This is a genomic window from Chromobacterium alticapitis, from assembly GCF_002924365.1.
Lineage (GTDB): Bacteria > Pseudomonadota > Gammaproteobacteria > Burkholderiales > Chromobacteriaceae > Chromobacterium > Chromobacterium alticapitis.
In genome coordinates this window covers 270,417-295,820 of the sequence record NZ_PQWB01000017.1, presented here as the reverse complement: position 1 = coordinate 295,820, position 25,404 = coordinate 270,417, and the positions used below count along the sequence as shown (strand labels likewise).

Annotated in this window: 21 protein-coding genes; 15 read left to right on the top strand and 6 right to left on the bottom strand. The window is 66.4% G+C overall.

Annotation, left to right across the window (positions count from 1 at the left end; translation table 11 throughout):
* Positions 1-94 precede the first annotated feature (94 nt).
* From C2I19_RS05245 to C2I19_RS05220, 6 genes are all read left to right on the top strand, one after another.
* Positions 95-1,750, top strand: coding sequence for an acid phosphatase (locus tag C2I19_RS05245; protein WP_103901657.1), 1,656 nt, complete (start codon positions 95-97; stop codon positions 1,748-1,750).
* 75 nt (positions 1,751-1,825) lie between these two features.
* Positions 1,826-2,230 carry a lysozyme inhibitor LprI family protein gene (locus C2I19_RS05240; protein ID WP_103901656.1) on the top strand — a complete coding sequence of 135 codons (405 nt, stop codon included), beginning with the start codon at positions 1,826-1,828 and terminating at the stop codon, positions 2,228-2,230.
* A 57-nt stretch (positions 2,231-2,287) separates the two neighbouring features.
* Positions 2,288-2,785, top strand: coding sequence for a MarR family winged helix-turn-helix transcriptional regulator (locus C2I19_RS05235; protein WP_103901655.1), 498 nt, complete (start codon positions 2,288-2,290; stop codon positions 2,783-2,785).
* A gap of 83 nt (positions 2,786-2,868) precedes the next feature.
* On the top strand, positions 2,869-4,050 hold the full coding sequence (locus C2I19_RS05230) for a cyanate transporter (protein ID WP_103901654.1): 1,182 nt from the start codon (positions 2,869-2,871) through the stop codon (positions 4,048-4,050).
* Between the two features lie 61 nt (positions 4,051-4,111).
* The gene (locus C2I19_RS05225; protein WP_103901653.1) at positions 4,112-5,704 is read left to right on the top strand and encodes a mechanosensitive ion channel family protein; all 1,593 of its coding nucleotides are present in this window, start codon (positions 4,112-4,114) and stop codon (positions 5,702-5,704) included.
* A gap of 92 nt (positions 5,705-5,796) precedes the next feature.
* Positions 5,797-7,056, top strand: coding sequence for a glutamate-5-semialdehyde dehydrogenase (locus tag C2I19_RS05220; RefSeq protein WP_103901652.1), 1,260 nt, complete (start codon positions 5,797-5,799; stop codon positions 7,054-7,056).
* Positions 7,057-7,389: 333 nt separating this feature from the next.
* Here the strand turns inward: C2I19_RS05220 and C2I19_RS05215 are convergent, their stop codons facing one another.
* Complete coding sequence (locus C2I19_RS05215) at positions 7,390-8,346, bottom strand: aspartyl protease family protein (protein WP_103901651.1); 957 nt, start codon at positions 8,344-8,346, stop codon at positions 7,390-7,392.
* Between the two features lie 237 nt (positions 8,347-8,583).
* Between C2I19_RS05215 and C2I19_RS05210 the strand changes: the two genes are divergently transcribed.
* The 6 genes from C2I19_RS05210 to C2I19_RS05185 all read left to right on the top strand — a co-directional run bounded on the left by C2I19_RS05210 (position 8,584) and on the right by C2I19_RS05185 (position 15,155).
* On the top strand, positions 8,584-9,060 hold the full coding sequence (locus tag C2I19_RS05210) for a WbuC family cupin fold metalloprotein (protein WP_103901650.1): 477 nt from the start codon (positions 8,584-8,586) through the stop codon (positions 9,058-9,060).
* A 93-nt stretch (positions 9,061-9,153) separates the two neighbouring features.
* Positions 9,154-9,513, top strand: a complete 360-nt coding sequence (locus C2I19_RS05205) for a hypothetical protein (protein WP_103901649.1) — start codon at positions 9,154-9,156, stop codon at positions 9,511-9,513.
* 226 nt (positions 9,514-9,739) lie between these two features.
* Positions 9,740-11,140, top strand: coding sequence for a DUF2252 domain-containing protein (locus tag C2I19_RS05200; RefSeq protein ID WP_103901648.1), 1,401 nt, complete (start codon positions 9,740-9,742; stop codon positions 11,138-11,140).
* Positions 11,141-11,289: 149 nt separating this feature from the next.
* Complete coding sequence (locus C2I19_RS05195) at positions 11,290-12,897, top strand: methyl-accepting chemotaxis protein (protein WP_103901647.1); 1,608 nt, start codon at positions 11,290-11,292, stop codon at positions 12,895-12,897.
* A gap of 124 nt (positions 12,898-13,021) precedes the next feature.
* On the top strand, positions 13,022-14,371 hold the full coding sequence (locus C2I19_RS05190; protein ID WP_103901646.1) for a glutamine synthetase family protein: 1,350 nt from the start codon (positions 13,022-13,024) through the stop codon (positions 14,369-14,371).
* 307 nt (positions 14,372-14,678) lie between these two features.
* A complete protein-coding gene (locus C2I19_RS05185; protein ID WP_158253642.1) occupies positions 14,679-15,155 on the top strand; it encodes a universal stress protein in 477 nt (158 codons plus the stop codon).
* Between the two features lie 55 nt (positions 15,156-15,210).
* Here the strand turns inward: C2I19_RS05185 and C2I19_RS05180 are convergent, their stop codons facing one another.
* Positions 15,211-15,957, bottom strand: coding sequence for a TlyA family RNA methyltransferase (locus C2I19_RS05180; protein ID WP_103901766.1), 747 nt, complete (start codon positions 15,955-15,957; stop codon positions 15,211-15,213).
* Positions 15,958-16,350: 393 nt separating this feature from the next.
* Between C2I19_RS05180 and C2I19_RS05175 the strand changes: the two genes are divergently transcribed.
* The 3 genes from C2I19_RS05175 (at position 16,351) to C2I19_RS05165 (ending at position 19,249) form a co-directional block, all read left to right on the top strand.
* Positions 16,351-17,883 carry a glycine betaine uptake BCCT transporter gene (locus C2I19_RS05175; protein WP_103901644.1) on the top strand — a complete coding sequence of 511 codons (1,533 nt, stop codon included), beginning with the start codon at positions 16,351-16,353 and terminating at the stop codon, positions 17,881-17,883.
* Positions 17,884-17,950: 67 nt separating this feature from the next.
* A complete protein-coding gene (locus tag C2I19_RS05170; protein ID WP_103901643.1) occupies positions 17,951-18,586 on the top strand; it encodes a YceH family protein in 636 nt (211 codons plus the stop codon).
* Between the two features lie 132 nt (positions 18,587-18,718).
* Positions 18,719-19,249 carry a YfaZ family outer membrane protein gene (locus C2I19_RS05165; RefSeq protein ID WP_103901642.1) on the top strand — a complete coding sequence of 177 codons (531 nt, stop codon included), beginning with the start codon at positions 18,719-18,721 and terminating at the stop codon, positions 19,247-19,249.
* Positions 19,250-19,307: 58 nt separating this feature from the next.
* Here the strand turns inward: C2I19_RS05165 and C2I19_RS05160 are convergent, their stop codons facing one another.
* The 4 genes from C2I19_RS05160 to ltaE all read right to left on the bottom strand — a co-directional run bounded on the left by C2I19_RS05160 (position 19,308) and on the right by ltaE (position 25,395).
* Positions 19,308-21,335: a M13 family metallopeptidase gene (locus C2I19_RS05160; RefSeq protein WP_103901765.1), complete on the bottom strand. Its 2,028-nt coding sequence runs from the start codon at positions 21,333-21,335 to the stop codon at positions 19,308-19,310.
* Positions 21,336-21,515: 180 nt separating this feature from the next.
* Positions 21,516-23,546 carry a prolyl oligopeptidase family serine peptidase gene (locus tag C2I19_RS05155; RefSeq protein ID WP_103901641.1) on the bottom strand — a complete coding sequence of 677 codons (2,031 nt, stop codon included), beginning with the start codon at positions 23,544-23,546 and terminating at the stop codon, positions 21,516-21,518.
* Between the two features lie 64 nt (positions 23,547-23,610).
* Positions 23,611-24,315 (bottom strand): substrate-binding periplasmic protein, encoded by a 705-nt coding sequence (locus C2I19_RS05150; protein ID WP_158253641.1) that lies wholly within the window; start codon positions 24,313-24,315, stop codon positions 23,611-23,613.
* A 51-nt stretch (positions 24,316-24,366) separates the two neighbouring features.
* Entirely contained in the window at positions 24,367-25,395 is a 1,029-nt protein-coding gene (gene ltaE / locus C2I19_RS05145) for a low-specificity L-threonine aldolase (RefSeq protein ID WP_103901639.1), read from the bottom strand.
* Positions 25,396-25,404: the final 9 nt, after the last annotated feature.

Below are 25,404 nucleotides of genomic sequence, written 5' to 3'. Positions count from 1 at the left end.
ATGACGATCGTCTCCGCTCCTTCATATCTACATTGAAGCGGAGTAAAGTGGCGGCACTTTCCCATTCCAATCGCCAAGGATAGAGGACCCCGCCATGTCGGAACACGACCCGCTCAAACCCGCTCCCGAAACCACCCAGCCCCAAGACCCGTCGCGCCGCCGCCTGTTCGAGGGCCTGGCCGCCATCGGCGCCGCCAGCATGCTGCCCGCCGCAGTCAGCGAAAGCGCGGAAGCCGCGCCGGCCGCCCATGGCCCGCTGGACGCCAAGCTGCGCCACCATGTGAAGAACGTGGTGGTGATCTACCTGGAAAACCGCAGCTTCAACAATCTGTACGGCAACTTCCCCGGCGTGCAGCACCCGCTGTCGCAAGCGCCGGCCGAAACCTGTATCCAGTTGGACCGCGACGGCTCCAAGCTGAAAAACTTGCCCAAGATCTGGGGCGGCATGGTGCAGCGCGGCCAGACCGTGGGCGGCAAGTATTATCTGATAGACGAGAACAAGATCCAGAACCTGCCCAACGGCCCCTTCCCGCTGAAGGACGCCGAGGGCCAGCCGCTGCCGGAAGCCGTGATCACCCGCGACCTGTGGCATCTGTTCTACCAGAACCAGATGCAGATCAACGGCGGCAAGAACGACCAGTTCGTCGCTTGGGCCGACTCCGGCGCGCTGGTGATGGGCTATTACAGCGAAACCGCCAAGAACCTCAACCAATGGAAAATCGCCCAGCAATACACGCTGTGCGACAACTTCTTCATGGCGGCCTTCGGCGGCTCCTATCTGAACCACCAGTTCCTGATCTCGGCCCGCACGCCGGAATACTTCCACGCCAAGGACACCGCGGCGGCGAAGAAGATCGCCGTGCTGGACGACGGCCCGCAAGGCTACAAACTGAAACTGAAAGAACCGAGCTCGGCGATGGACGGCCCGCCCAAGTTCGTCAACAACGGCGCCATCACGCCGGACGGCTACGCGGTCAACACCATGGCCCCGCCGTTCCAGCCCAGCTACATCAAGCCGGCCGAAGGCGGCGACCCGCGCTACGCCGACCCGGCAGACGCTGGCACCCTGCCGCCGCAAACCTACGACACCATAGGCGACCTGCTGTCTCGCCAGGGCGTCAGCTGGGCCTGGTACGGCGGCAGCTGGCAGGCGGCGCTGGAAGGCAAGGGCGGCCCGGATACGCCTAACTTCCAGTACCACCATCAGCCGTTCAACTACTTCAAGAATTACGCGCCCGGCAGCCAGGCCCGCGAAAAACACCTGCTCGACGGCGGCCTGGGCGACAGCCCGATCAGCAACCGCTTCATCGCCGACGCGGTGGCCGGCAAGCTGCCGGCGGTGGCCTTCTACAAGCCGCAGGGCAATCTGAACATGCACGCCGGCTACTCCGACGTGGAAAGCGGCGACCGCCACGTGGCCAATGTGCTGCAGCACCTGATGAGCGGCCCGCAATGGAAGAATATGGTGGTCATCATCACCCACGACGAAAACGGCGGCTGGTGGGACCACGTGGCTCCGCCCAAGGGCGATCGCTGGGGACCGGGCAGCCGCATTCCGGCCATCCTGGTGTCGCCGTTCGCCAAGAAGGGCCATGTCGACCACACCTTCTACGACACCACCTCCATCATCCGCTTCATCAGCCGTCTGCACGGCCTGCCGGAGCTGGAGGGCGTCAAGGTGCGCAACCAGGCCTTCCGCGCGCGCGGCGCCCAGCCGCCAGGCGACCTGACCGCCGCGCTGGCGCTCTGACCCCGGCCCGGCTTCTGCTATAGTGAGGCGCCCCACGCGGGCGCCTTTCGCTTTTTCCGACCCCTAAAACACGCCATGACTCTTCGCTCCTTCCTCGCCGCCGCGCTGCTCGGCCTGCTGTCCACTCCAGTCTTTGCCTGCGGCGACGAGGCCGCGCTGTACAGCGCCGACTACGACCAGTGCATGAACCAGGCGGCCAGCACCATCGCCATGCTGGACTGCATCGCCGCCGAACACGCCAAGCAGGACAAGCTGCTGAACGCCAACTACCAAAAGCTGATGGAGCAGCTGTCGGCCACACGCAAGCCGCGCCTGCTGGCCGCGCAAAAGCTGTGGCTGCAATACCGCGACGCCAACTGCCAGGCCTACGTCGATCCGGACGGCGGCAGCTCGGAAGCCATCGTCGGCGCCGACTGCGCGCTGCGCGCCACCGCCGAGCGCGCGGCGGAGCTGGCCAAGATGCAGCCCGAAGCGCACTAGACCTATCTTCCGCGGAAATAACTTCCATGGAAGATAAAATCATGCCATGATGAAGTCATGGACAAGATAGACCTGATACTCGGCCAATGGCGGCAGGCCCGCCCCGACCTCGACTGCTCCGGCATGGCCGTAGTCGGCCGGCTGGGCCGCTTGCTGATCCATCTGCAAAAACGTCTGGCCGACAACTTCGAACGCTTCGGCTTGAAAGACGGCGAATTCGACGTGCTGGCCACGCTGCGCCGCGCCGACGGCGGCGACGGCCTCTGCCCCACCGATCTCTACACCAGCCTGCTGCTCACCTCCGGCGCCGTCAGCAAGCGGCTGGACCGGCTGGAGGCCGCCGGCTGGTTGACGCGCCACCCAGACCCCACAGACCGACGCGCGCTGCGCATCCGCTTGACCGATGCCGGCCTGGCCTTGACCGACCGCGCGCTGGAAGGCCATGTGGCCGCCATGGAAGACGCCCTCGCGCCGCTGGCGCCCGAACAGCGCGCCCAATTGGCGGCGCTGCTCAAACACTGGCTATTGGCCCAGCCCGGCGAAACGCCGGACTGACCCCCGCCCGTTTCCGCCTTTTCCCACCGACGCCGCGGCGCCGGCAGCCCCCGGCTTGCCCGCCGCCCTTCCAGGAGAACGCCATGCATCCCTCCGCTTCCCGTCCCCATGCTCTCGCGCTGGCCATCGTGCTGGTCGGCCTCAATCTGCGCCCCGGCCTGGCCGCCGTCGGCCCGTTGCTGGAGCCCATACGCCAGGCCACCGGCATCCGCTTCAGCGATGCCGCCCTGCTCACCACCCTACCCATCGCCGCCATGGGCGCGGGCGCCTTTGCCGGCGGCCGGCTGGAAGCCTGGCTGGGCGCGCGGCGCGGCGTGCTGCTGGCGCTGCTGCTGATCCTGCTGTCCTGCGCGCTGCGGCTGTCGCCGCCCGGCTACCCGGCGCTCTTGGCCACCGCCCTGCTGGCCGGCTGCGGCATCGCGCTGGCCCAGTCCCTGCTGCCTGGACTGATCAAGCGCCATTTCCCGGAGCGCGTCTCGCTGCTTATGGGCCTCTACGTCACCGCCATCATGGGCGGCGCCTCGCTGGCGGCGGCTGGCGCGCCCTGGCTGGCCCAGGCCAGCGGCCGCTGGCACTGGGGCCTGGCGGTCTGGGCTCTGCCGGCCGCCCTGGCCTGCGCGCTGTGGTGGCGGCACTCGCCAGACGGGGCTTATCAGACAGGCTTAGCCGCGCCAACCGGCGGCTTCGCCCGCCTGCCGCGCGCCTGGCTGCTCGCCGTCTTCTTCGGCCTGGGCACCGCCGTCTACACCTGCTCGCTGGCCTGGCTGCCGCCCTTCTTCGTGTTGCAGGGCTGGAGCGGCCAGCAGGGCGGCTTGATGCTCAGCTATATGACCGGCATGGAAGTGCTGGCCGGCCTGACCCTGCCCGCCCTGTCCGCGCGCAGCGCCGACCTGCGCGGCTGGCTGGCGCTGACGCTGTTGGCCACGCTGGCCGGCCTGCTGGGCATGGTGGCATTGCCCGGCGGCTGGATGCTGCTGGCGGTGGGGCTGCTGGGCCTCGGCGTGGGCGGGCTGTTCCCGCTGAGCATGATCCTGACGCTGTCCCACCTGGAAGACAGCCAAGCCGCCGGACGGCTGACCGCCTTCGTCCAGGGCGTGGGATATTTGATAGCCGCCTGCGCGCCCTTCTTCGCCGGCTGGCTGCGCGACCTCACCGCCAGCTTCCAGCTGGCCTGGCTGGCGCTGGCGGCGGCGGTGGCCCTGCTGCTGCTCGCCACGCTGCGCTTCTCGCCCAAAGGCTACCAGCCGGCGATGCGCCAAGCCTGAACCGTGCCAAGCGGCCGGCACCGTGCGATGATGGAGCCAAACCAAACGTCATGGAGAAATCATGACCCTGCTCCGCTTCTGCCTGCTGTTCTTGCTGTGCCTGCCGGCCCTGGCCGCCGAGCCGCGCGCCAATCCGTCCCCTGCCGATTCCGCGCGCACGCTGGAGCTGGATAACCGGCCCGTCTTCGTCTTTCTGGCGCGACAGGCCGGGCTGACGCCGGAACAGCGCCTGCAGCGTACCCTGGAGCGCATACGCGAGCTGGAGGCTCCCGACCTGGCGCAACCGGTCAAGGCCGCGCCGCTGGCCGATCCGCGCCTGCGCGGCATGGCGCTCAGCATCAACGGCAAGCCGCTGTTCACCCTGCTGGACGGCGATCTGGACCCCGGCGACCAGCTGACGCTGGAGCAGGCCGCCGCGCGCGCGCAGGCGCGGCTGAACGATTTACGCCTGCTGGCTCTGGAGCAGCGCTCGCCCGAGCAAATGGCCAAGGCTGTGCTGCTGGCGCTACTGGCCGCCGCGCTGTTCATCGCCTCCCTGACGCTGATCGCCCGTTTCCGCGCCGCCTCCCGCCGGCGGCTGGAACGGCAGCCGCTGGGCCGGCTGCCCTGGCTGGCCGGCCGTTTCGACGTGGTGCGTTTTCTGCGCGCGGCCGAGTGCCAGTTGGTGGACATCACCGCGCTGCTATCCGCCCTGGTGGCCGGCTACGTCTGGCTCAGCTACACCCTGGGCCGCTTTCCCGCCACGCGGCCGCTGGGCCGCAAGCTCGGCCAGTCGCTGTGGCAGCTGCTGTCCACCCTGGCCGACGACATCCTGTCCGCCCTGCCCGGCCTCGCCAGCGTGGCGGTGATCTTCCTCTTGACCCGGCTGGCCAGCCGCGCGCTGATGCTGCTGTTCCGCGCCGTGGAGCGCGGCCAGCTGGAACTGCCTGGCCTGCACGCCGAAACCGTGGGCGCCACGCGCCGGCTGGCGGCCTTCATCCTGTGGCTGTTCGCGCTGATCGTCGCCTATCCCTACCTGCCCGGCGCCGGCAGCGACGCCTTCAAGGGCGTCAGCGTGTTCTTCGGCCTGATGGTCACCCTGGGCTCGGCCGGCCTGATGAACCATGCGATGAGCGGCCTGGTGCTGATCTACGCCCGCGCGCTGCGGCCCGGCGACTACGTCAAGATAGGCGAGGTGGAGGGCACCGTCAGCGAGCTGTCCGCGCTGTCCACCAAGCTGATCACCGGCCAGGGCTACGAAATCACCATCCCCAACGCGGTGGCGGTGGGCGGCCAGGTCAACAACTACAGCCGCCACCGCGAGGCGGCCGGTCCGATGATCGCCACCCGCGTCACCATAGGCTACGACACCCCGTGGCGGCAGGTGGAGGCGCTGCTGGAGTTGGCGGCGCGGCGCACGCCCGGCATAGACCCGTCCACCCCGCCGCAAGTGCGCAAGCTGGCGCTGCAGGATTTCTACATCGAATACGAGCTGCAGGCCAAGGCGCTGCCGGACGCGCTGCCGCCGCGGCTGCGCGATCAACTGCACGCCCAGATCGTGGACGCCTTCAATGAGTTCGGGGTGCAGATCATGTCGCCGCACTTCGTCGAACAGCCGTCCGCCCCGGTGCTGGTGCCGGCCGAGCGCTGGCGCGAACCGCCTGCCGGACAATAGCCAATCCACCGCAGCCGACCGCTGGCTCCTTGTCCGGCTTTGGTTTAAGCTGCAAACAATCCATAAATCGACTGAAACCAGGGCCATCCGTCATGAACGTCAAGCAATACATGCAGCAACTGGGCAAGGCCGCGCGCAAGGCGTCGCGGCTGCTGGCCCGCGCCGACACCCAACAGAAAAACGCCGCGCTGATGACCATCGCCGACGCCATCATTCGCGATCAGGACAAGCTGCTGGCCGCCAACCAGGCGGACCTTGACGCCGCGCGCGCGGCCGGCCTGGAAGAGGCGATGCTGGACCGGCTGACCCTCAGCGCCAAGGGCGTGCAGGCCATGGCCGAAGGCCTGCGCCAGATCGCCGCGCTGGCGGACCCGGTGGGCGAAGTCAGCGAGATGAGCTACCGCCCTTCGGGCATCCAGCTGGGCAAGATGCGCGTGCCGCTGGGCGTGGTGGGCATCATCTACGAAGCGCGCCCCAACGTCACCGCCGACGCCGCCGGCCTGTGTCTGAAGTCCGGCAACGCCACCATCCTGCGCGGCGGCTCCGAGGCTTTCCACAGCAACCAGGCCATCGCCGCCTGCGTGCACGAAGGCCTGCGCGTGGCCGGACTGCCGGTTGAGGCGGTGCAGGTGCTGGAAACCACGGACCGCGCCGCGGTGGGAGAACTGATCGCCATGCCGGAATACGTGGACGTGATCGTGCCGCGCGGCGGCAAGGGGCTGATCGCGCGCATCAGCGCCGAGGCGCGCGTGCCTGTGATCAAGCACCTGGACGGCAACTGCCATGTCTACATCGACGACACCGCCAATCCGGACAAGGCTTTCAACATCGCGCTGAACGCCAAAACCCACCGCTATGGCACCTGCAACACCATGGAAACGCTGCTGGTGCATACGGCCTTCGCCGAATTCATGCTGCCGCGCCTGGCCGAGGCCTATTGGGAAAAAGGCGTGGCGCTGCGCGGCTGCGAACGCACCCGCATCATCCTGGGCGACAAGGTCGCGCCGGCCAGCGAGGCAGACTGGGCCACCGAATACTTGGCGCCCATCCTGGCGGTCAAGGTGGTCAAGGACATGGATGACGCGATCGAGCACATCAACGAGTGGGGTAGCCACCACACCGACGCCATCGTCACCGAAGACTATGGCCGCGCGCGCCGCTTCCTGCGCGAGGTGGACTCCGCCAGCGTGATGGTCAACGCCTCCACCCGCTTCGCCGACGGTTTCGAATACGGCCTGGGCGCCGAGATCGGCATCTCCACCGACAAGATCCACGCCCGCGGCCCGGTCGGCCTCAACGGCCTGACCAGCCAGAAGTGGATCGTGCTCGGGGATGGGCAGGTACGACAATAAGACCCCTCTCCCCCGGCCCCTCTCCCTCAAGAGGAGAGGGGGCTGCTGGCGGCGTGGATCTAAGCCTCCCAGCGGGTTCCCGCCGAATCATCCCCTTATCCAGTTCCGTAGCGCGGGTTGGCCCATGGCCACCCCGCGCTACCCGTTGCCGGCAAAGCCTCCGCGCGCCGCATATCCTGAGATCTGCTTCGGCGCGTCAGCGCTGAGATGCGCTACCGTTTTTTGCCGCCGGGAGAATCAGAACCCGTCGTCTTTCATTGCGGCAGCGGCTATTTCTGCGGGAAGCCGGGGGCGAAAAACGGCCCCGAAGGGCCGCCCGGCTCAGGCACAAAATCAAATCAACGGCTTGAGCTGCAAAGCCTGTTGCCCGATGTCAAAAACGGCCTCCCCCTGGTTCAGCACATTGGCGCCAAGCAAGCCATCCACCTCCGCCAGCCCTTTGGCTTTCAAGGAGGCGTTCACTCCGGCCAAATCCAAGGTCACCACCTTCTGCTGCCGTAGCGTGAAACGCGGACCCAGCTGCAAGTTGTCCAATAAGTAAAAATGACTTTCGACGCTGCCGCCGACGCCATGAACCTGATCCGCGCCAGCTTGCCGGATCAGATGAAACTTGTCGGCGTGCGCGTCATCGGTGGCGAATGTTCCGCCCGCTGCGGTATCGATGATGAAGCGCCCTTTCACGCCGTTGATCACCCCCTCCACCATCAGTTGCTTGCCGCCCAGCGACGTCAGAGGCAAGCGATCAAAAGCCTCTGCCGGCGCGGCATCATTTCGCAAGCGCAACTGCTGTTGTCCATAATCCAGCACCGCATGTTGCGCGGACAGCACATCCATGCCGATGACGCCGTCCACCGCGGCAATCCCTTCCTCGGCCAAGCCTTGGTTGATCGCGTCGAAATCCGTCAGATACACCGCCAACTTGTCTGCCGCCAATCTGCCGCCCCATTCCAACTGCTTGTCGGCTACCCGCTTTATCTCCGTTGCCCCGGCGGACCCATGCGAGGTTTGCGCTGTCCCTTCATTTTCCAAACCGAAACGGGCCGCCTGCTTGCGGTCCACGCAGGTCATCGACGCGCCGCTATCAAGCAAGAAGCGACCATCCACGCCATTGAGCCGCGCCTTGACCGCGACAAAGCCATTGGCTTGCTTCGTCAAGGGCACGCTGAACGGGGCCTGCGCCGAATCGGTTGCGCTTGTCGCAGACTGCGCCGGGGAGGCAAAACCGAAAACGCCAGCCAACAGCGCCAGCAGCACATTTGTATTTGCTTTCAATTTGATGTTCCTCTGCATTTTTATTGGCACGCGCCCCTCCGCTCAGGCCTGCGTGAAATTTGCTCGTCTCGCGGAGACGGAGCGGCTCACACTCAAATTGTTCTTCATGTGGCATTTTCAATGCCAAGATCATTAATTGAAATTTTCCCGCGCGCTTCTTCCTTGTTGCCGCCTCCGCTATCGCGATATCAGACATCCCTCTCATTTCACGCGATAATCTCCCCCTTTGCCTCACAAGCGCGTTTTGCCAAACACATGAAAACCCTAACCAACGAAACTCTGGCCGAACTATCCGCCAAGGCCGCCGCCGCGCCGCGCCTGCGCGCCCACCACAATTTGCACGAACAACTGGAGGACGACATCCAGCGCCTGGCCATCGCCATGGAGCCGGATACCTACGTGCGCCCGCACCGCCACGCCAACAGCCCCGAGCTGTTGATCATGCTGGCTGGCGCGTTGGACTGGATAGAGTTCGACGCCGCCGGCGAAACCGTCGTCGCCCGCCATCGCCTGGGCGAGGGCGGCGCGCGCGTGTTCGAGATGCCCGCCGGCGCCTGGCACTCGGTGATTTCGCTGGAACCGGGCAGCGTGGTGTTCGAAATCAAGCGCGGCCCCTATCTGCCGCAGTCCGCGGCCGAGATGGCCGCCTGGGCGCCGGCCGAAGGCGAAGCTCGCGTGGCCGACATGCTGGCCTTCCTGCGCCGCTGTCAACCCGGCGACCGTTTCGCGTAACATCGCTTAACACTTGCCGCCGCCGCGGCCGGAACCGATGGCGGCGGCAGGCGCACCAAACGGCATTGCCCACCAACCGCAGCGCCGCATTCGATGTTCAAGTCCCGCCCCCTCGCCCTATTGTGCCTTCTGGCCCTGACCGCTCAGCAACCGCTGTTCGCCGCCGGTTCCGCCCCTGGTTTCGCCTCCAGCCGCACGCCGGCCGAAATCGCCGATTGCCTGCAAAAAGGCCTGGGCAAGCTGCATATCCCCGCCGATTTCATCGAACGCCAGGACGCCAGCGATGGCAGCCACAGCCTGCGCATGCGCAACCCGGTCAGCGACGCCTCCGGCACCGCGGTGGATATCCTGCCGCAAGGCGCAGGCAGCAAACTGCAAGTCGAGTTGAACGGCCTGCCGCTGAGCCCAGCCTGGAAGCGCCTGCTGCGCCAGTGCGGCGCCCGGCCGCTGTGAATAAATCGACAAATCGCCGCCGCGCTGTGGGCAGCTTGGATAATTCAGGAAAACTCTGTGCATAAAACAATAGGAGACTGTGGGCAAATGATTTCATCCACAGCGCCCTGTGAACAGTGTGGATAATTTCAGGACAATCTGTGGGTAAAGCCGAACGATTTCAGACAGAACCCACCCGCGGCAACGTTTACACTATCCGTCTCCTCATCCATCGCAGGCCCGTTAGATGTCGACAGTCCCCCACCTCAAATACGAACAACACTACGCCGACGGCAAAGCCCGCCGTCAACATTGCTCCCGCGCCCGCCAAGCCGAGTGCTCGCTGGCGCCGCAACGAGACGTGGTCGCCTTGGTGGAGTCCAGCTCGCAAGGCCGCGTGCCGGCGCTGGCGCCCCTGCGCTATGCCCGCATGCGCGCCTCGCCGTTCGCCTTCTTCCGCGGCACGGCCATGATACAAGCCGCCGATCTGGCCGCCGGCCCGGACAGCGGCCTGCGCCTGCAAATCTGCGGCGACGCCCACCTGATGAATTACGGCTTCTTCGCCTCGCCTGAACGGCAGCTGGTCTTCGACATCAACGACTTCGACGAGACCCACCCCGCCCCATGGGAATGGGACGTCAAGCGGCTGGCAGTCAGCCTGGCGCTGGCCTGCCGCGGCCGCGGCTTCGGCGACACCGCCGCGCGCGACACCGTGTTGCGGCTGGCCTCCACCTACCGCCGCCGTCTGCAGGCCTTCTCGCAAATGAGCCAGCTGGACCTGTGGTATTGCCGCGTCGGTTTCGACCAATTGCTGTCCCGCGCCACCGACGAGAACATGCGCCAGCAGCTGCAAAAAGTGGCCGACAAGGCGCGCGGCCAAACCCAGGAGCGGCTGCTGCCCAAAATGACCGACAGCGAGGACGGCGCGCTGCGGCTGCGCGACAACCCGCCGGTGATCTTCCACCTGGACGACCACGACGGCCCGCTGGCCGCCTGCGACGACTGGCTGGGCGCGGACAGCTTGGCCAAGGTACAGGGCATGCTGGACCATTACATAGGCACCTTGAAGGAAGACCGGCGCGAGCTGCTGCAGCGTTTCCGCCTGGTGGACGCGGCGTTCAAGGTGGTGGGCGTCGGCAGCGTCGGCACCCGCTGCTTGGTGCTGCTGCTGCAGGACGACTACGACCAGCCGCTGTTCCTGCAGCTGAAAGAGGCCCGCGCCTCGGTGCTGGAGCCGTTCACCCAGCTATGTGTGCACGGCAACCAGGGCAAGCGCGTGGTGTTCGGCCAGCGCCTGATGCAGGCCACCAGCGACCTGTTCCTGGGCTGGACCCGCAGCGCGGACGACCGCCACTTCTACGTGCGCCAGCTGCGCGACATGAAAGCCGCGCCGGCGCTGGAAACTTTCGCCAATGCCGACGAGCTGGCCAGCTACGGCCAGGCTTGCGCCTGGACGCTGGCGCGCGCTCACGCCAAGTCCGGCGGCTGCGCGGCCGAGATCGCCGGCTACCTGGGACAGTCCGACAAATTCGATCTGGCGCTAGCCGATTACGCCCTGGCCTACGCCGACCAGGTGGAAAAAGACTACGCGCTGTTCGACGCCGCCATCCGCAGCGGTCGCCTGCCTTGCGCCGCCTCCCCGCGGTAGGATATGCGGGAAAGTTCTAATGTTGATGTTTTGACTCTCGACTAGACTGTAACAACAAAAAAGCATAATCAGTCGGCGCCCGCGGCCTTCGGGCCCGTGGGCGCTTCCGCCCATGCGGCGGATTCGTCCCCACCCACAGAGTGTCGAACATGCAGCTGAATACCCGCCTGATCATCATCATCGCCGCCAGCCTGCTGGCGCTGCTTGGCCTCTCCACCCTCGCGCTGCTGTCCACCCGCGCCACCCTGCACCAAGAGAAGCGCGAGCAGATCGTGCATCTGCTGAAAATGGCGGAAAACTCCCTCAGCCATTTCCAGCAATTGGAAACCCAGGGCATGCCGCGCGCCGAGGCGCAGAAGCAGGCCATCGCCGCCCTGTCCGCGCTGCGCGTCGACGACATCTATTTCTTCGGCCGCAACCGCGACAATCTGGTGCTGTTCCATCCCAGCAAGGCTCGCGTCGGCAAGGTGGACATGGGCAGCAAGCTGCCGGACGGCCGCACCACGGTGCAGGCCTATGAAGATGCCATGCAAAAGGACCACTACGGCGTGATGGTGATCCAGACAAAGCGCGGCGACAGCGCTGAGGAATTCCCCAAGCTGAACGGCGTGTTCCGCTTCGACCCCTGGGGCTGGAGCGTGGGCACCGGCATTTTCATCGACGACATCGACCAGCTGTTCTGGCAGCAGGCGCGCACCCTGCTGGCGGTGGCCGTGGCCTGCGTGGTGGTGCTAGGCGCGCTGGTGGGCTGGATGTCGCGCTCGATACTGAACTCGCTGGGCGGCGAACCCGCTTACGCCGCGCAGGTGGTGAAAGCCATCGCCGACGGCGACCTCAGCGTGGACATCCAGGTCAAGGGCGGGCAGGACAGCCTGCTCGGCGCCATGGGCGACATGCGCGGCAAGCTGCGCGGCATGATAGACGAGATAGGCCGCGCCACCGCCAGCATCAACCACTCTTGCCGCGAGCTGACTCGGGACATGGACAAGGTGCACGAGGTGTCCGGCGTGGCCAGCGCCTCCACCACCTCGGCCGCCGCCGCCATCGAACAGCTGTCGGTCAGCATAGACCACGTCAGCGCCAGCACGCGCGACACCGAGGCCGGCGCGCGCGACGCCGCCGACATGGCGCGCCACGGCAAGACGCTGACCGACCACGCCGCCGACGGCATACGGCGCATCTCCGATCAGGTGCACGGCGCCAGCGACATGGTGGCGCAGCTGGCCGAGCGCAGCCGCAGCATCAGCAGCATCGCCGAGACCATACGCGACATCGCCAACCAGACCAATCTCTTGGCGCTGAACGCGGCGATCGAGGCCGCCCGCGCCGGGGAAATGGGCCGCGGCTTCGCCGTGGTGGCGGACGAGGTGCGCAAGTTGGCCGAGCGCACCGCCAGCGCCACCGACGAAATCAGCAATATCGTGCAGGCCGTGATAGACGAAACCGGCAATGTGGCCGGCCGCATGGATGAAATCCGTCCGGCGGTGCAGGCAGGCGTGGACCAGGTGAAACAGGCGGCCGACACGCTGGAGGCCATCAGCCTGCAGGCCAGCACGGCGCTGGAGCATGTGCACAACGTGGTGGTGGCCATGGGCGAGCAAAGCCAGGCCGGCACCAATATCGCCGGCAATGTCGAACAGGTGGCCGGCGTGGTGGAAGAAACGCAGAACTCGGTCAGCAACGCGGTGGCGGCGGTGCGCGCCATCGATCAGCAGGCCGCCATGCTGCACCAGACGGTAGGCCGGTTCAGACTGTAAAACAATCGACAGACTTGCCGCCGCCGTTGCGGCTGGCATAATGGTCGCGGGCGCACGCTCCATGAAAGCAAGAAAAAAAACTGAGGACAGACAGGAACCCCAGCACGCTTCAGTGGAGAAACGTATGTCTGATGCCCGCATGCCGGCAGGCCTCATCGAATGGCTGCAACAGAGCAAGGCGAGGGATGTGGAACTCGCCTTCCCCGACGTCCACGGCTTCGCCCGTGGCAAGACGCTGCCCGCCCCCGCCTTCATCCAGGGGCAGCAGCTGCGCATCGCGCGCGCGGTGCCGCTGCAAAGCTGCGTCGGCGAGTTCCCCGACTACAGCTTCTACGGCGAGCATGACCCGGACGTCACGCTGACGCCGGACTTCGGCACGCTCAGGCCGGTGCCGTGGGCCAGGACGCCGCGCGCCATGGTGATTTGCGACTGCGTGGACCATGACGGCAGCCTGTCGCCGCTGGCGCCGCGCTCGGTGCTCAAGGCCCTGCTGGCACGCTACGCCGCCCGCGGCTGGACGCCCATCGTCGCCCCGGAGCTGGAGTTCTACCTGTTCGCCGCCCACGGTGACCCGGCGCAGCCCTTCCTGCCGCCCCAACTGCCCAGCGGCCGCCGCGAAACCGGCTTCGACGCCTTCGGCTTCTCCGCGCTGGGCGAGCTGGAAGCCTTCTTCGACGAGCTGTACCAAGCTTGCGAGTTGTTGGGCATCGAAACCGACACCTGCGTCCACGAGATGGGCCCCAGCCAGTTCGAAATCAATCTGAAGCACGGCGACGCGCTGCGGCTGGCCGACGCCACCTTTATGTTCAAGACCGCGCTGAAGGAAATCGCCCAGCGGCACGGCCTCAGCGCCGTCTGCATGGCCAAGCCGCTGCCCGGGCAGCCCGGCAGCTCCATGCACATCCACCAAAGCCTGGTGGACCGCCAGGGCCGCAATGTGTTCAGCCGCGCCGACGGCTCGGAAAGCCCGGAATTCTTCCAATTCATCGCCGGCCTGCAGCGCTGCCTGCCGCAGCTGATGCCGCTGTTCTGCCCCAACCCCAACTCCTATCGCCGCTTCGTCAAGGGCATGGCGGCGCCGGTCAACCTAAGCTGGGGCCTGGACAACCGCTCGGTGGGCCTCAGGGTGCCGGTGTCCAGTCCGGAAGCGCGCCGCGTGGAGAACCGCCTGCCCGGCTGCGACGCCAACCCCTATCTGGCGCTGGCGGCCAGCCTGGGCGCCGGCCTCGCCGGCATCGAGCGGGAATTGACGCCGGACGAAGCCGTGCACGGCAATGTATTCAAACAGCAGGCCGCCAGCCTGCCGTCCACGCTGGACGCCGCCTGCGCCGCGATGGCCGAGGGCGACGCGGCGGAATCGCTGTTCGGCGCCGAGTTCAGCCGCGCCTATCTGGCGGTGAAGGAGGTGGAGCTGAACGATTACCACCGCCAGGTCACAGCCTGGGAGCGGCAGTACCTGGGGTTCTTGGTCTGACCGACTCTGTCAGCCGCCACGGCGTCCGCTGCGCGGACGATGATTTTCAAGGCGATTCCGTGTCAGGGGGCTGTCTCGCCAGCCCCCTGACCACCCCAGGCGACCCCAACGGCCCGAGAAACCCCGGGCCGAAGGGGGAGGGGCGCGCGTCGACAGCGTGGCTTATCCACAGGCATTCCTCGCCATCCAGCGGTTTTCGTTTCATTGCTCTGGATCAACCCCCGCGCGCGCCCGGCAAGACAAATCCGGCCATGCCGCAGTATGCTGAAGTCATCCCACCAAGCAGATGTATGCCAAGGAGCAGCCGATGTACAGCCACATCATCGCCGCGATAGACGGCAGCAACAATTCCGACAAAGCCCTGAACGAAGCCATTCGCCTGGCCAAGTTCGCCGACTCCCGCCTGACCCTGGTGCATATCGCCAGCCTGCGCGACCTGGCGGTGGACAGCCTGGGCGTCTACGCCGGCGACCCCGGTTACGACCTGGTGCTGAAGCAGGGCGAAGAAGCCCTGGCCCGCGCGCAGCAGATCGCCCGCAATGCCGGCTTGGCCCATGTGATCAGCCATATGGAGAAAAGCTGGGAAGGCGGCCAGGACCTGGCCGACCTGCTGCTGGCCTACGCCGGCGCGCAGCAAGCCAATTTGATCGTGCTGGGCACCCACGGCCGCAGCGGCCTGGCCCATCTGTTCCTCGGCAGCTTCGCCGAAGACTTGCTGCGCCGCAGCGCGCTGCCGGTGCTGGTGGTGCGCAGCCTGGACGACGACGACATCAGCGTAGACTAAGCGCCGCCGCGTTTATTCGCCCACAGGCCCGCCTCCCGCGGGCCTTGTCGTTTGCTCAGCGCCGCTCGGCGTGCACGAAGAACTCGTGATTACCGTCGCCGCCCTTGATCGGGCTGTCGAACCAAGCCAGCACCCGCATGGCCTGCTCGTCCAACACCCGGTTGATTTTGTCCTTCACCTGCGGGTACAGAGTTTCGTCGCGCACGATGCCGCCTTTCGACAAGCCCTCGCGCCCGACTTCGAACTGCGGCTTGACCAGGCTGAGCAGTCGGCCGCCCGGCTTCAGCAAAGGCAGGGCCGACGGCAGCACCAGGCTCAAAGAGATAAAGGACACATCGCACACCGTCAAATCGAAGCCGTCGCCCTCGTTGGCGGCCAGCAGGGCCGCGCGGTCCAGCGCGCGCGCGTTGACGCCTTCGAAGTAGCGCACCCGCGCGTCCTCCCGCATCCGCGCATGCAACTGATCGTGGCCGACATCGACCCCCACCACGCGGCGCGCGCCGGCCTGCAGCAGGCAATCGGTAAAGCCGCCGGTAGACTGGCCCACATCCAGCGCGGTCCAGCCGGCCACGTCCAGCTCGGCGGCGGCCAGCGCGCCCTGCATTTTCAATCCGCCGCGCGAGACGTAGCGGTCGGCCTCATCTGCCACCACGGCAAAACTGGCGTGCGGCGGAAACTTCTGGCTCGGCTTGCTCACCGGCGCGCCCTCGCAGCTGACGCGGCCGGCGGCGATCAGGTTCTGCGCCGCCGTGCGCGAGGCGGCAAGCCCCTGTTCCACCAGCAAAATATCCACTCGAATCATATCCGTCCCCAGCCGTCTGCATTCCACAATGCGCGACAGGTTGGCCAAGCCGGCGCGCGCTGTCAAGCCGCCGCCGCTGACCGCCCCCATCGCCCAAACTAGCCCCGCCAGCCTTTACAAGAAAACGCTAATAATGATAAGCTAAAAAGCAATTGTTTGATTTTATTCAATTATTCCAGCACAGGCCTACGACCTAACCGGACCCATCCGCCCTGATTCACGCGGACCTATCCACCTATGCTGACCGCCCCGCCTGCCTGCGGCTCTTGCCCGGGCGGGGCCTTCACGCCGGTTCTCGCCGGCTTCGCCCGCGGCCGCGCCGCGCCTTGCCCACCGCCATCCATCACGGCAGCCAGCCCCGCGCGGGGCCGCGCCGTCTACACAGGAGTCCCGATGGTCTTACGTTTATCGCTTTTGCTCGCCGTATTGTTCGCGCTATGGGGCGTCGTCGCCCCCGAGCACATGGCGAGCGCCGCTTCCCAATGGCTGAACTTCACGATCGCCCGCTTCGGCTGGTTCTATCTATTATCGGTGTTCGGCTTCCTCTTGTTCGCGCTCTACCTGGCCTTCGGCCGCTTCGGCCATATCCGGCTGGGCAAGGAAGACGAGGAGCCGGAGTTCTCGCGCATGAGCTGGTTCGCCATGCTGTTTTCCGCCGGCATGGGCATAGGCCTGGTGTTCTGGGGCGTGGCCGAGCCGCTGTCCCACTTCGCCAGGCCAGCCAGCGCATCCACCGCGCCGGAATCGGCCGAGGCCGCGCGGCTGGCCATGCGCCACGTGTTCTTCCACTGGGGATTGCACCCGTGGGCGGTGTATAGCATGACCGCGCTGGCGCTGGCCTACTTCAAGTTCAACCGCGGCCAGAAGGGGCTGATCAGCGCCGCCTTCCGCCCGCTGCTGGGCAGCCGCGTGGACGGCCCGATAGGCGTGGCCATCGACGTGCTGGCCGTGCTGGCCACCGTGTTCGGCGTGGCCACCACGCTGGGCTTCGGCGCGCTGCAGATCGAGAGCGGCCTGCAGATGCTGTTCGGCGTCGCGCCTTCTGACTGGCTGACCGCGGCCATCGTGGTGGTCGCCACCGCGCTGTTCATGCTGTCGTCCCTGACCGGCCTGTCGCGCGGCATCAAGTGGCTGTCCAATCTGAACATCGCGCTGGCCATCCTGCTGTTTCTGGCCGTGGTGGTGCTCGGCCCCACCGGCTTCATCTTCGATACGTTCACCACCACGCTGGGCGACTACCTGGGCAATCTGACCAGCGCCAGCCTGCGCATGAGCCCGTTCAGCCAGGGCGACTGGATGGCCAGCTGGACGCTGTTCTATTGGGCCTGGTGGGTCACCTGGGCGCCGTTTGTCGGCATGTTCATCGCCCGCGTCTCGCGCGGCCGCACCATACGCGAATTCATGGTCGGCGTGCTGCTGGTGCCGGCCCTGGCCAGCTTCGTCTGGTTCTCCGCCTTCGGCGGCACCGCGCTGGACCTGCAGCTGTTCGGCGGCGTGGACCTGGTCGGCGCGGTCAAGACCGATGTCTCCACCGCCCTCTACGTCATGCTGGGACAATTGCCGGGCGGACACTTCCTGTCCCTGCTGGCCATGCTGCTGGTGGTGATCTTCTTCGTCACCTCGGCCGACTCCGCCACCTTTGTGCTAGGCATGTTCAGCAGCGGCGGCAGCCTGAATCCCAGCCACCGCGTCAAGCTGATCTGGGGCGTGCTGCTGGCCGCCATCGCGCTGGTGCTGCTGCAAAGCGGCGGCCTGAAGGCGCTGCAGGCGGTGCTGATCGTCAGCGCCCTGCCTTTCATGCTGATCATGATAGGCATGGCGGTATCGCTGTACCGCGCGCTGGACGACGAGGAACGCGACGGCCGCCGCCGCGAAATCCGCCGGCTGCGCCGCTTGGAAGCGCTGGAGCGCGGCGAACAAAGTTGAGTCCGCGGCGGGACGAAAGGCCGATTTGCTGCCATCATCACGGTATCGTCTTGCCTAGGAGAACAATATGGACATGCACCAACTCGATCCGGCGGAAGTTCGCGTGCTGGGCGCGCTGGCGGAAAAGCAGGCGCTGACGCCGGACGCTTATCCGATGACGCTGAACGGTCTGGCCAGCGCCTGCAATCAGCTGACCAGCCGCGAGCCGGTGATGCAGTTGTCCGAATCCGACATCGCCGCCGCGCTAGATGCGCTGATCGCCAAGAAGCTGGCGACCGAGCGCATGCCGGCCGGCAGCCGGGTGGCCAAGTACGAGCACCGGCTCAATTACGAGTGGAATATAGATGGCGCGCGGCTGGCCGCGCTGGCCATGCTGATGCTGCGCGGCGCGCAGACCAGCGCCGAGATCCGCGCCCGCTCCGGCCGCCTGTACGGCTTCTCAGGCGTGGACGAGGTGGAAACCGCGCTGAACGCGCTGGCCGACAAATACCCGCCGCTGGCGATGAAGCTGGAGCGGCAGCCCGGCGAGCGCGAGGCGCGCTGGTGCCATCTGCTGTGCGGCGAGCCGCAGCCCGCTGCCGCGCCAGCCCAGGCCTGCGAGGTGATAGACGTAGGCCTGACCGGGCGCGTGGCGGCGCTGGAGGCGGAAGTGGCGGCGCTGAAAACCATGTTGCTGGCGATGGAGCAAAGGCTGAACGGCTAGCCCTCGCGCGCGCCTCCCTCAAACCCGGCATCGCCGGGTTTTGTCTTTTCCGGACCGATGCGCCGCGCGTGAACTTGTTTTTTAGGAATTGGTCACTATCTGTTGGCGTTTGAACCTAACAGGAATGACCGCATGAAGCATCTCGCACTCGCGCTGGCCCTCGCCGGCCTGGCCGGCGGCGCCCAAGCCGCAGACTACATCGCCGGTTTCGGCAACGGCACGCAGCAGTTCCAGCGCACGCCGGACGGCTTCGGCATCGGCCTCAACCTCGACTACCTGCGCGACGACCACAAGGGCAGCGCCGGCGGCGCCGGCCTGGAATTCGCGCTGCCGCTGGGCCCGCTGTCCGTGGCCGGCGGCGGCAAGCTGATGGCGTTGTCGCCGGACAGCGGCTCCGCCAGCGCCGCGCTGATCGGCGGCCGCGCCAGCTTCAACGTCGCGCCCAAGGTCAAGCTGTTCGGCCAGGCCTATTACGCGCCGTCCAGCTTCGCCAGCGGCAGCGTCAACCGCGTGTCCGACTACGCCGCCGGCGTGCGCTGGAACGCGTTCGGCCCGCTCAGCGTGGAGGCCGGCTACCGCTACTTCGACATCCGCCGCGACGATGGCCACCGCAGCCGCACCCTGGCCGACGGCGCCTATCTGGGCGCCGGCCTGAGCTTCTAAGCTCGTTCGATGCAAATGAAAAACGGCAGGGGAACCTGCCGTTTTTCACGCATCGCGCTTACCACCACAGATGGAAGCGCTGCTCCGGCGGCAGATACATCTTGTCGCCCGGCTTGACGCCGAAGGCCTGGTAGAACGGGTTCAGATTGCTGACGGTGCCGATAGGGCGATACAGATCCGGCGTATGCGGGTCCGACACCATTTGCTGCAGCGTGGCGGCTTCGCGCGTCTTGCTGCGCCAGGATTGGGCGAAGGCGATGAAGAAGCGCTGATCGCCCGTCATGCCGTCCATCACCGGAGCCGGCTTGCCGCCCAGGGCGATGTGATAGGCCTTGTAGGCGATCTCCAGGCCGGCGTTGTCGGCGATGTTCTCGCCCAGCGTCAGCTCGCCGTTGACGCGATGGCCCTTCACCGGCTCGAAGCGGCTGTATTGCTTGACCAGCTTGGCCGTCACTTCGGAGAAATGCTTCTCGTCGGCCGGCGTCCACCAGTTGCGCATATTGCCGTCGCCGTCGAACTGGTGGCCCTGGTCGTCGAAGCCATGGCTGATCTCGTGGCCTATGGTGGCGCCTATGCTGCCGTAGTTGACCGCCAGGTCGAACTTGGGATCGAAGTACGGCGATTGCAGGATGGCGGCCGGGAACACGATCTCGTTATTGGCCGGGTTGTAGTAGGCGTTGACCGTCTGCGGCGTCATGCCCCACTCGGCGCGGTCCACCGGCTGGCCCAGCCGCTTCACATCGCGCTGGTAGTTGAACTGGCTGATGCGCGCCGCATTGCCCGCCAGGTCATCCGGCTGGATCTGCAGCGCGGCGTAATCGCGCCACTTGTCCGGGTAGCCTATCTTGGGCGTGTACTTGGCCAGCTTGGCGTGCGCCTCCTGCTTGGTGGCCGGCTCCATCCAGCTCAGCGTGTCTATGCTCTGGTCGTAGGCCTTGAGCAGGTTGTGCACCAGCTCGTCAGCCTGGCGCTTGGCTTCCGGCGTGAAATACTTGGCCACGTAGAGCTTGCCCACCGCCTCGCCCAGGCCCTCGTTGACCAGGGACACCGCCTTCTTCCAGCGCGGCCGGTCCGCGCCGCGGCCGTCCAGCGCCTTGCCGTAGAAGTCGAAATGCGCGGCCGCCCAGGACGGAGGCAGGTCCGGCGCGTAGGCGTCCAGCGTGCGCAGGGTCAGGTAGTCGCGCAGCACCGGCAGCGGCGTGGCGGCCAGCAGGCCGGACAGTTTGGCGAAATAGCTCGGCTGATCCAGATTGATCGCATCCGCCTTGGCCAGTTGGGCGTCGGCCAGCAGGCCAGTCCAGTCATAGCCTGGCAAGCGCTTGGACAGATCGCCCACCGCCACCTTGTTGTAGGTCTTCTGGATGTCGCGGTTCTCGACATTGCTCCACTGGATGCGCGCCAGCTTGGTCTCAAACGCGAATACCGCCTGGGCGCGCGCCGCGGCGCGCTTCTCCCCCGCCATCTCCAACAGCTTGCCCTGATAGGCCTGATAAGCCTTGCGCGCCTTGGCGAAGTCCGCCGACTTGCCCAGATAGTAATCGCGGTCCATGCTCAGGCCGGATTGGTTGACGCCGGCCAGATAGGCCGAGGAGTTCTTCGGATCCTGCCCCACGTAGAAATGGAAAGGCGTGTCCACCGGCTGGCCTTGCAGCTTGGCCATATAGGCCACCGCCTGCTGGCTGGACGACAGGCCGGCGATGGCGTCCAGCTGCGCGCGCAGCGGCGCGAGGCCCCGCTTCTCGATGGCGGACTCATCCATGAAGCTGCGGTACAGATCGGCGATCTGGCGCGCCTCCGGCGTGTCCGGCTTGGCCGCGGCCTGCTCGATGATCTCGCGCACGCGCTGCTGGTTCAGGTCGTACAGGTATTCCGCGATGCCGGTGGACGTGCGCTCCGCCGGAATTTGCGCCTGCTTCATCCAGCCGCCGTTGGCGTACAGCGAGACGTTGTCCTGAATGCGCACCGCATGGTCTATGCCCTTCAGGTCTATGCCGTAGGCGCCGTAATCCAGCTCGGCGGCCGGCGCCGCCCAAGCGGCTTGCAGGCTCAAGGACAGGACCAGCGGCAGCAAAGTCTTCAATTTCATGGTGTTCCTCTTTTTCTCCGACATGGCGGCCACTGCGGCGCGCTCTTCATGACGGCTGCGTTGCAGCATGGTACCCGTCCGCTGGCAGTCGGACAATCCAGAATACGCCAACAGCATTTCACCCTCGCAAACAAAAGGCCCTCGGCAACCGCTGATGCCGGGGCCCATAGCAAACCGGGTTTACATCAGCCTCTGGTACAGGTACACCAGCACCCGCGCCAGCTCTTTCGCCGTGTCCTCCTGGCCGGCGTTGCCGGCGTGGCCGCCGCCGTCCGTCTCGTAGAACAGCGCGTCGTGGCCCAGCTCGCGCAGTCGGGCCACCATCTTGCGCGCGTGGCCCGGGTGCACGCGGTCGTCGCTGGCGCTGGTGGAGAACAGGGCCAGCGGGTAACGCGCGTCGGCGCGCAGATGGTGATACGGCGAGTACGCCGCCAGCGCGGCGCGCTCGGCCTCGTCTTCCGGATCGCCGTATTCGTCTATCCAGCTGGCGCCGGCCAATAGCTCGGTGTAACGCAACATGTCGAGCAAAGGCACTTCGCACACCACGGCCTGGAACAGCTCCGGCCGCTGCGCCATCGCCGCGCCCACCAAGAGGCCGCCGTTGCTGCCGCCCTCTATCGCCAGCTTGGCCGGCGAAGTCAGCTTGCGGTCTATCAGGTCTTCCGCCACCGCGATGAAGTCGTCGAAGCTGACCTGGCGCTTTGGCCCCTGAGCCGCCTGGTGCCAATGCGGGCCGAACTCGCCGCCGCCGCGTATGCAGGCCAGCACAAAAGCGCCGCCCTTGGCCAGCCAGTGTGGACCGAAGTTTTCGATGTAATGCGGCAGCATCGGCACCTCGAAGCCGCCGTAGCCATACAGCAGAGTAGGCGTGGAGCCATCGAAAGGCGCATCGCGGCGGCGCACCACGAAATAGGGGATTTGCTCGCCGTCCGGCGCTGTCGCCTGCCACTGTTCGGCCACATAGGGCGCGGGGTCGAAATCCTCCGGCTGGCGGCGCAGGCATTCGCTGTCGCCGCTTTCCAGGTCCAGCCGGTACAGGCCGCTCGGCGTCAGGAAATCGCTGTAGCTGTAGTACAGCACGTCGCTCTGCCACGGTTGGTCGGCGATTTCGATCACGCCATCCTCCGGCAGGCTAAGCGGCTGCCGGACCCATACGCCATCCTGCTTGGCGAAGCACAGCATGCGGCTTTTGACGTTGTCCAGCAGATTGACCAACAGCCGGCTGCGCGTGGTTTCCACCATCGCCACCGCCAGCCGCGGCTGGGGCGCTTGCAGCGTTTGCGGCGCGGCGCCCTCGCCCAGCAAGCCGGCCAGGCTGACCGCCAGCAGGCTGCCGCTGGGATAGCTTGCGCCCTGCCAGGTCCAGTCCTCGGCCAGTTTGACGATGAAATCGCCGGCGATATAAGCCTCGATCTCCGCCTTGGCCGGCAGCGGCAAGGGGCGCAGCTCCAACGCGCCGTCTATCAGGTAATAGGTTTTGCGGTAGAAACCGTCGGAGACTTCGGCCAGATCCAGCGCGCTGCCGTCGCTGTCCAGGAAACGCCAGGCCGCGGTCATCATCGCGTCTTCCGGCGCGGCGAACAGCTGGGTCCAGCCGTGCTGGCCATCCTCGCCGCGCTCCACCAGCCACACCTCGCGCGGGTAGCCGGCGCGGGTCAGCGGCGCGCCCTTCCAGCCAGGGCAGACGAAGGCGCTGTCCGGATCGCGCCAGGCGATGTGGTTCTTGCCCTCGGGAAAGCTGAAGCCGCCCTCCACCCAGCGCCGCGCCGCTACGTCGTATTCGCGCGCCACGGTGGCGTCACCGCCGCCGTTGGTCAAATGCACCAGCGCCCGTTCCGGCATCACCGTGCAGTGGGACACGCCGTCCAGATACCAGTCCTTGCCGTCGGCCTCCGCCAGCGCGTCTATGTCCAACACCGTTTGCCAGTCTTGGCTGCCGGCGCGGTAGGCGTCCAGGGTGGTGCGGCGGTAGATGCCGCGCGGGTGCGCCTCGTCCTGGTGGAAGTTGTACAGCCAGCCGGCGTGCTCGGCGAAGTACGGGATCTGCCGCGTATCGCGCAGATGGGCCAGGATATCGGCCTTCAGGCCGTCAAAACGCGGGTCGGCGTCCAGCACTCCTTCGGTGCGGGCGTTCTGCTCCGCCACCCAGGCGGCGGCGCGTTTGGAGTCCAGGCTTTCCAGCCAGGCGTGGGGGTCTTTGGACGGGGTCATGGCGCTGTGGATAAGAAATCAAAGAATGGCGGCGAGAGTAGCACCGGCGCGCGCCGCTGCCAAATCACCTCGCCGCCGCCGCCGCGGCCTTGAAGCGGGCGATAACCTCCGGCGGCGTATCCTTGTTGAAGGCCGCGTATAGCGCGCTATCCAACTGCTCCAGCTTGATGCCGCGCGCCATCCTGGTGTTTTCCAGCCCCAGCGCCTTCAATTTGCTGAGCATGCCGGTTTCGGTGGAGGGCAGCAGGTCGCAGCGCCCGGCCACCAGTTTCTTGACGTTCAGCGTGGAGTCCGGCGATACCTCGAGCCGGGGGAAAGCTTGCTCTTCCAGGTACTCGTGCCTGTAGTCGTTCAATACCACGCAAATGCGGTATTTGCGCGCGTCGTCCAGCTCGCGCACGCGGATGTCGCCGCGCGCGGCCAGGTGGTAGAAATAGACGTCGGTCTCGAGGATCTTGAATGTGAAATCGAGGAACTGCATGCGCTCGCGCGTTTTGGCGATGGGAAAAACCATGGCGTAAGGCCGAGTCTTGGCCTCCTGGTAGGCGCGCGCCCACGGCGCGGCTTGCAGGGCGCTCTGCGACAGGCCCAGAATCCGCATCACCCGGCTGACCTTCTCCACCGTGGTGCCGCCCATCACCCGCCCTTCCGGGCTGACCATCACATAAGGCGGATCATCGTCGGTATAGATGCGCACCTGCTCCAGGCCGGCGGCGGCGGCCGGCCGGCACAGCACGACCGCCAGCAACGCATAGAACCTCAACCGCATGCGGCCTGCTCCCATTGCTCACACCTAATGGTTATAGCCGCTGCGGCGCGCTCAATCGCAGAGCACGCGCTGCATCACCTCCAGCAGGCGGTCGATGTCGGTTCGGCTCACTTGCCAATGGGTAACCAGGCGCATGATGCCCTGGTGCGGAGGGTTGGCCAGGAAACCGGCCTCTTCCAGCGCGGCCATCAGCTCGCTGGAGTCGATCTCGGCATTGAAGCGGAACCACACCAGATTGATATGGGTATCGGCCGGATCGATATCCACGCAGGGCAGCTTGGCCAGGCCTTCGGCCAGATAGCGGGCATTGGCGTGGTCTTCATGCAAACGCGGCGCCATCTCGGTCAGCGCCAGGATGCCTGGCGCGGCCAGCACGCCGGCCTGACGCAGGCCGCCGCCCATCAGCTTGCGCTTGCGGCGCGCCTGTTCGATGAAATCCTTGCGTCCAGCCAGCATGGAGCCCACCGGCGCGGCCAAGCCCTTGGACAGGCAGAACATCACGCTGTCCACGTGGCGGACCACCTCGCGCACGTCGCAGCCCAGGCTGGCGGCGGCGTTGAACACCCGCGCGCCGTCCAGATGCACCGGCACGCCGTATTCGCGCGCCAGCGCGGCGGTGTCTGCCATGGCGGCCAGCGGCAAGACGCGGCCGTTGCTGTGGGCGTTTTCCAGGCAGATCAGGCCGGTGCGCGGCTCGTGGATATCATCGCCGACACGGATGCGGCGTTCTATCTGTTCCACCGCCATCAGGCCGTTGACGCCTTCGATGGTGCGCAGATGGGCGCCGGCGATCACCGCCGCCGCGCCGGCCTCGTGCCAGACGATGTGGCTGTTGTCTTCGACGATCACCTCGTCGCCGCGGCGGCAATGGGTGAACAGCGCCAGCTGATTGCCGAAGGTGCCGCTGGGCACGAACAGCGCAGCCTCCTTGCCCAGCTTGTCGGCGGCCAGCGCCTCCAGCTTCAGCACGGTGGGATCGTCGCCGTAGCAATCGTCGCCCAGCGGCGCGTCGAACATCGCCTGGCGCATGGCCGGCGTCGGTTGGGTCACGGTGTCGCTGCGCAGGTCTATCTTCTGCATGTTTGGCTT

What these genes read in the sequence shown, in the direction of transcription:
- C2I19_RS05195 (WP_103901647.1), top strand. Translation starts at nt 11,290, where the DNA reads ATGCAGCTGAATACCCGCCTGATCATCATCATCGCCGCCAGCCTGCTG.
- C2I19_RS05205 (WP_103901649.1), top strand. Translation starts at nt 9,154, where the DNA reads ATGTTCAAGTCCCGCCCCCTCGCCCTATTGTGCCTTCTGGCCCTGACC.
- C2I19_RS05190 (WP_103901646.1), top strand. Translation starts at nt 13,022, where the DNA reads ATGTCTGATGCCCGCATGCCGGCAGGCCTCATCGAATGGCTGCAACAG.
- C2I19_RS05160 (WP_103901765.1), bottom strand. Translation starts at nt 21,335, where the DNA reads ATGAAATTGAAGACTTTGCTGCCGCTGGTCCTGTCCTTGAGCCTGCAA.
- C2I19_RS05230 (WP_103901654.1), top strand. Translation starts at nt 2,869, where the DNA reads ATGCATCCCTCCGCTTCCCGTCCCCATGCTCTCGCGCTGGCCATCGTG.
- C2I19_RS05185 (WP_158253642.1), top strand. Translation starts at nt 14,679, where the DNA reads ATGTACAGCCACATCATCGCCGCGATAGACGGCAGCAACAATTCCGAC.
- C2I19_RS05180 (WP_103901766.1), bottom strand. Translation starts at nt 15,957, where the DNA reads ATGATTCGAGTGGATATTTTGCTGGTGGAACAGGGGCTTGCCGCCTCG.
- C2I19_RS05245 (WP_103901657.1), top strand. Translation starts at nt 95, where the DNA reads ATGTCGGAACACGACCCGCTCAAACCCGCTCCCGAAACCACCCAGCCC.
- C2I19_RS05165 (WP_103901642.1), top strand. Translation starts at nt 18,719, where the DNA reads ATGAAGCATCTCGCACTCGCGCTGGCCCTCGCCGGCCTGGCCGGCGGC.
- C2I19_RS05235 (WP_103901655.1), top strand. Translation starts at nt 2,288, where the DNA reads ATGGACAAGATAGACCTGATACTCGGCCAATGGCGGCAGGCCCGCCCC.
- C2I19_RS05220 (WP_103901652.1), top strand. Translation starts at nt 5,797, where the DNA reads ATGAACGTCAAGCAATACATGCAGCAACTGGGCAAGGCCGCGCGCAAG.
- C2I19_RS05200 (WP_103901648.1), top strand. Translation starts at nt 9,740, where the DNA reads ATGTCGACAGTCCCCCACCTCAAATACGAACAACACTACGCCGACGGC.
- C2I19_RS05225 (WP_103901653.1), top strand. Translation starts at nt 4,112, where the DNA reads ATGACCCTGCTCCGCTTCTGCCTGCTGTTCTTGCTGTGCCTGCCGGCC.
- ltaE (WP_103901639.1), bottom strand. Translation starts at nt 25,395, where the DNA reads ATGCAGAAGATAGACCTGCGCAGCGACACCGTGACCCAACCGACGCCG.
- C2I19_RS05240 (WP_103901656.1), top strand. Translation starts at nt 1,826, where the DNA reads ATGACTCTTCGCTCCTTCCTCGCCGCCGCGCTGCTCGGCCTGCTGTCC.
- C2I19_RS05170 (WP_103901643.1), top strand. Translation starts at nt 17,951, where the DNA reads ATGGACATGCACCAACTCGATCCGGCGGAAGTTCGCGTGCTGGGCGCG.
- C2I19_RS05210 (WP_103901650.1), top strand. Translation starts at nt 8,584, where the DNA reads ATGAAAACCCTAACCAACGAAACTCTGGCCGAACTATCCGCCAAGGCC.
- C2I19_RS05155 (WP_103901641.1), bottom strand. Translation starts at nt 23,546, where the DNA reads ATGACCCCGTCCAAAGACCCCCACGCCTGGCTGGAAAGCCTGGACTCC.
- C2I19_RS05215 (WP_103901651.1), bottom strand. Translation starts at nt 8,346, where the DNA reads ATGCAGAGGAACATCAAATTGAAAGCAAATACAAATGTGCTGCTGGCG.
- C2I19_RS05150 (WP_158253641.1), bottom strand. Translation starts at nt 24,315, where the DNA reads ATGCGGTTGAGGTTCTATGCGTTGCTGGCGGTCGTGCTGTGCCGGCCG.
- C2I19_RS05175 (WP_103901644.1), top strand. Translation starts at nt 16,351, where the DNA reads ATGGTCTTACGTTTATCGCTTTTGCTCGCCGTATTGTTCGCGCTATGG.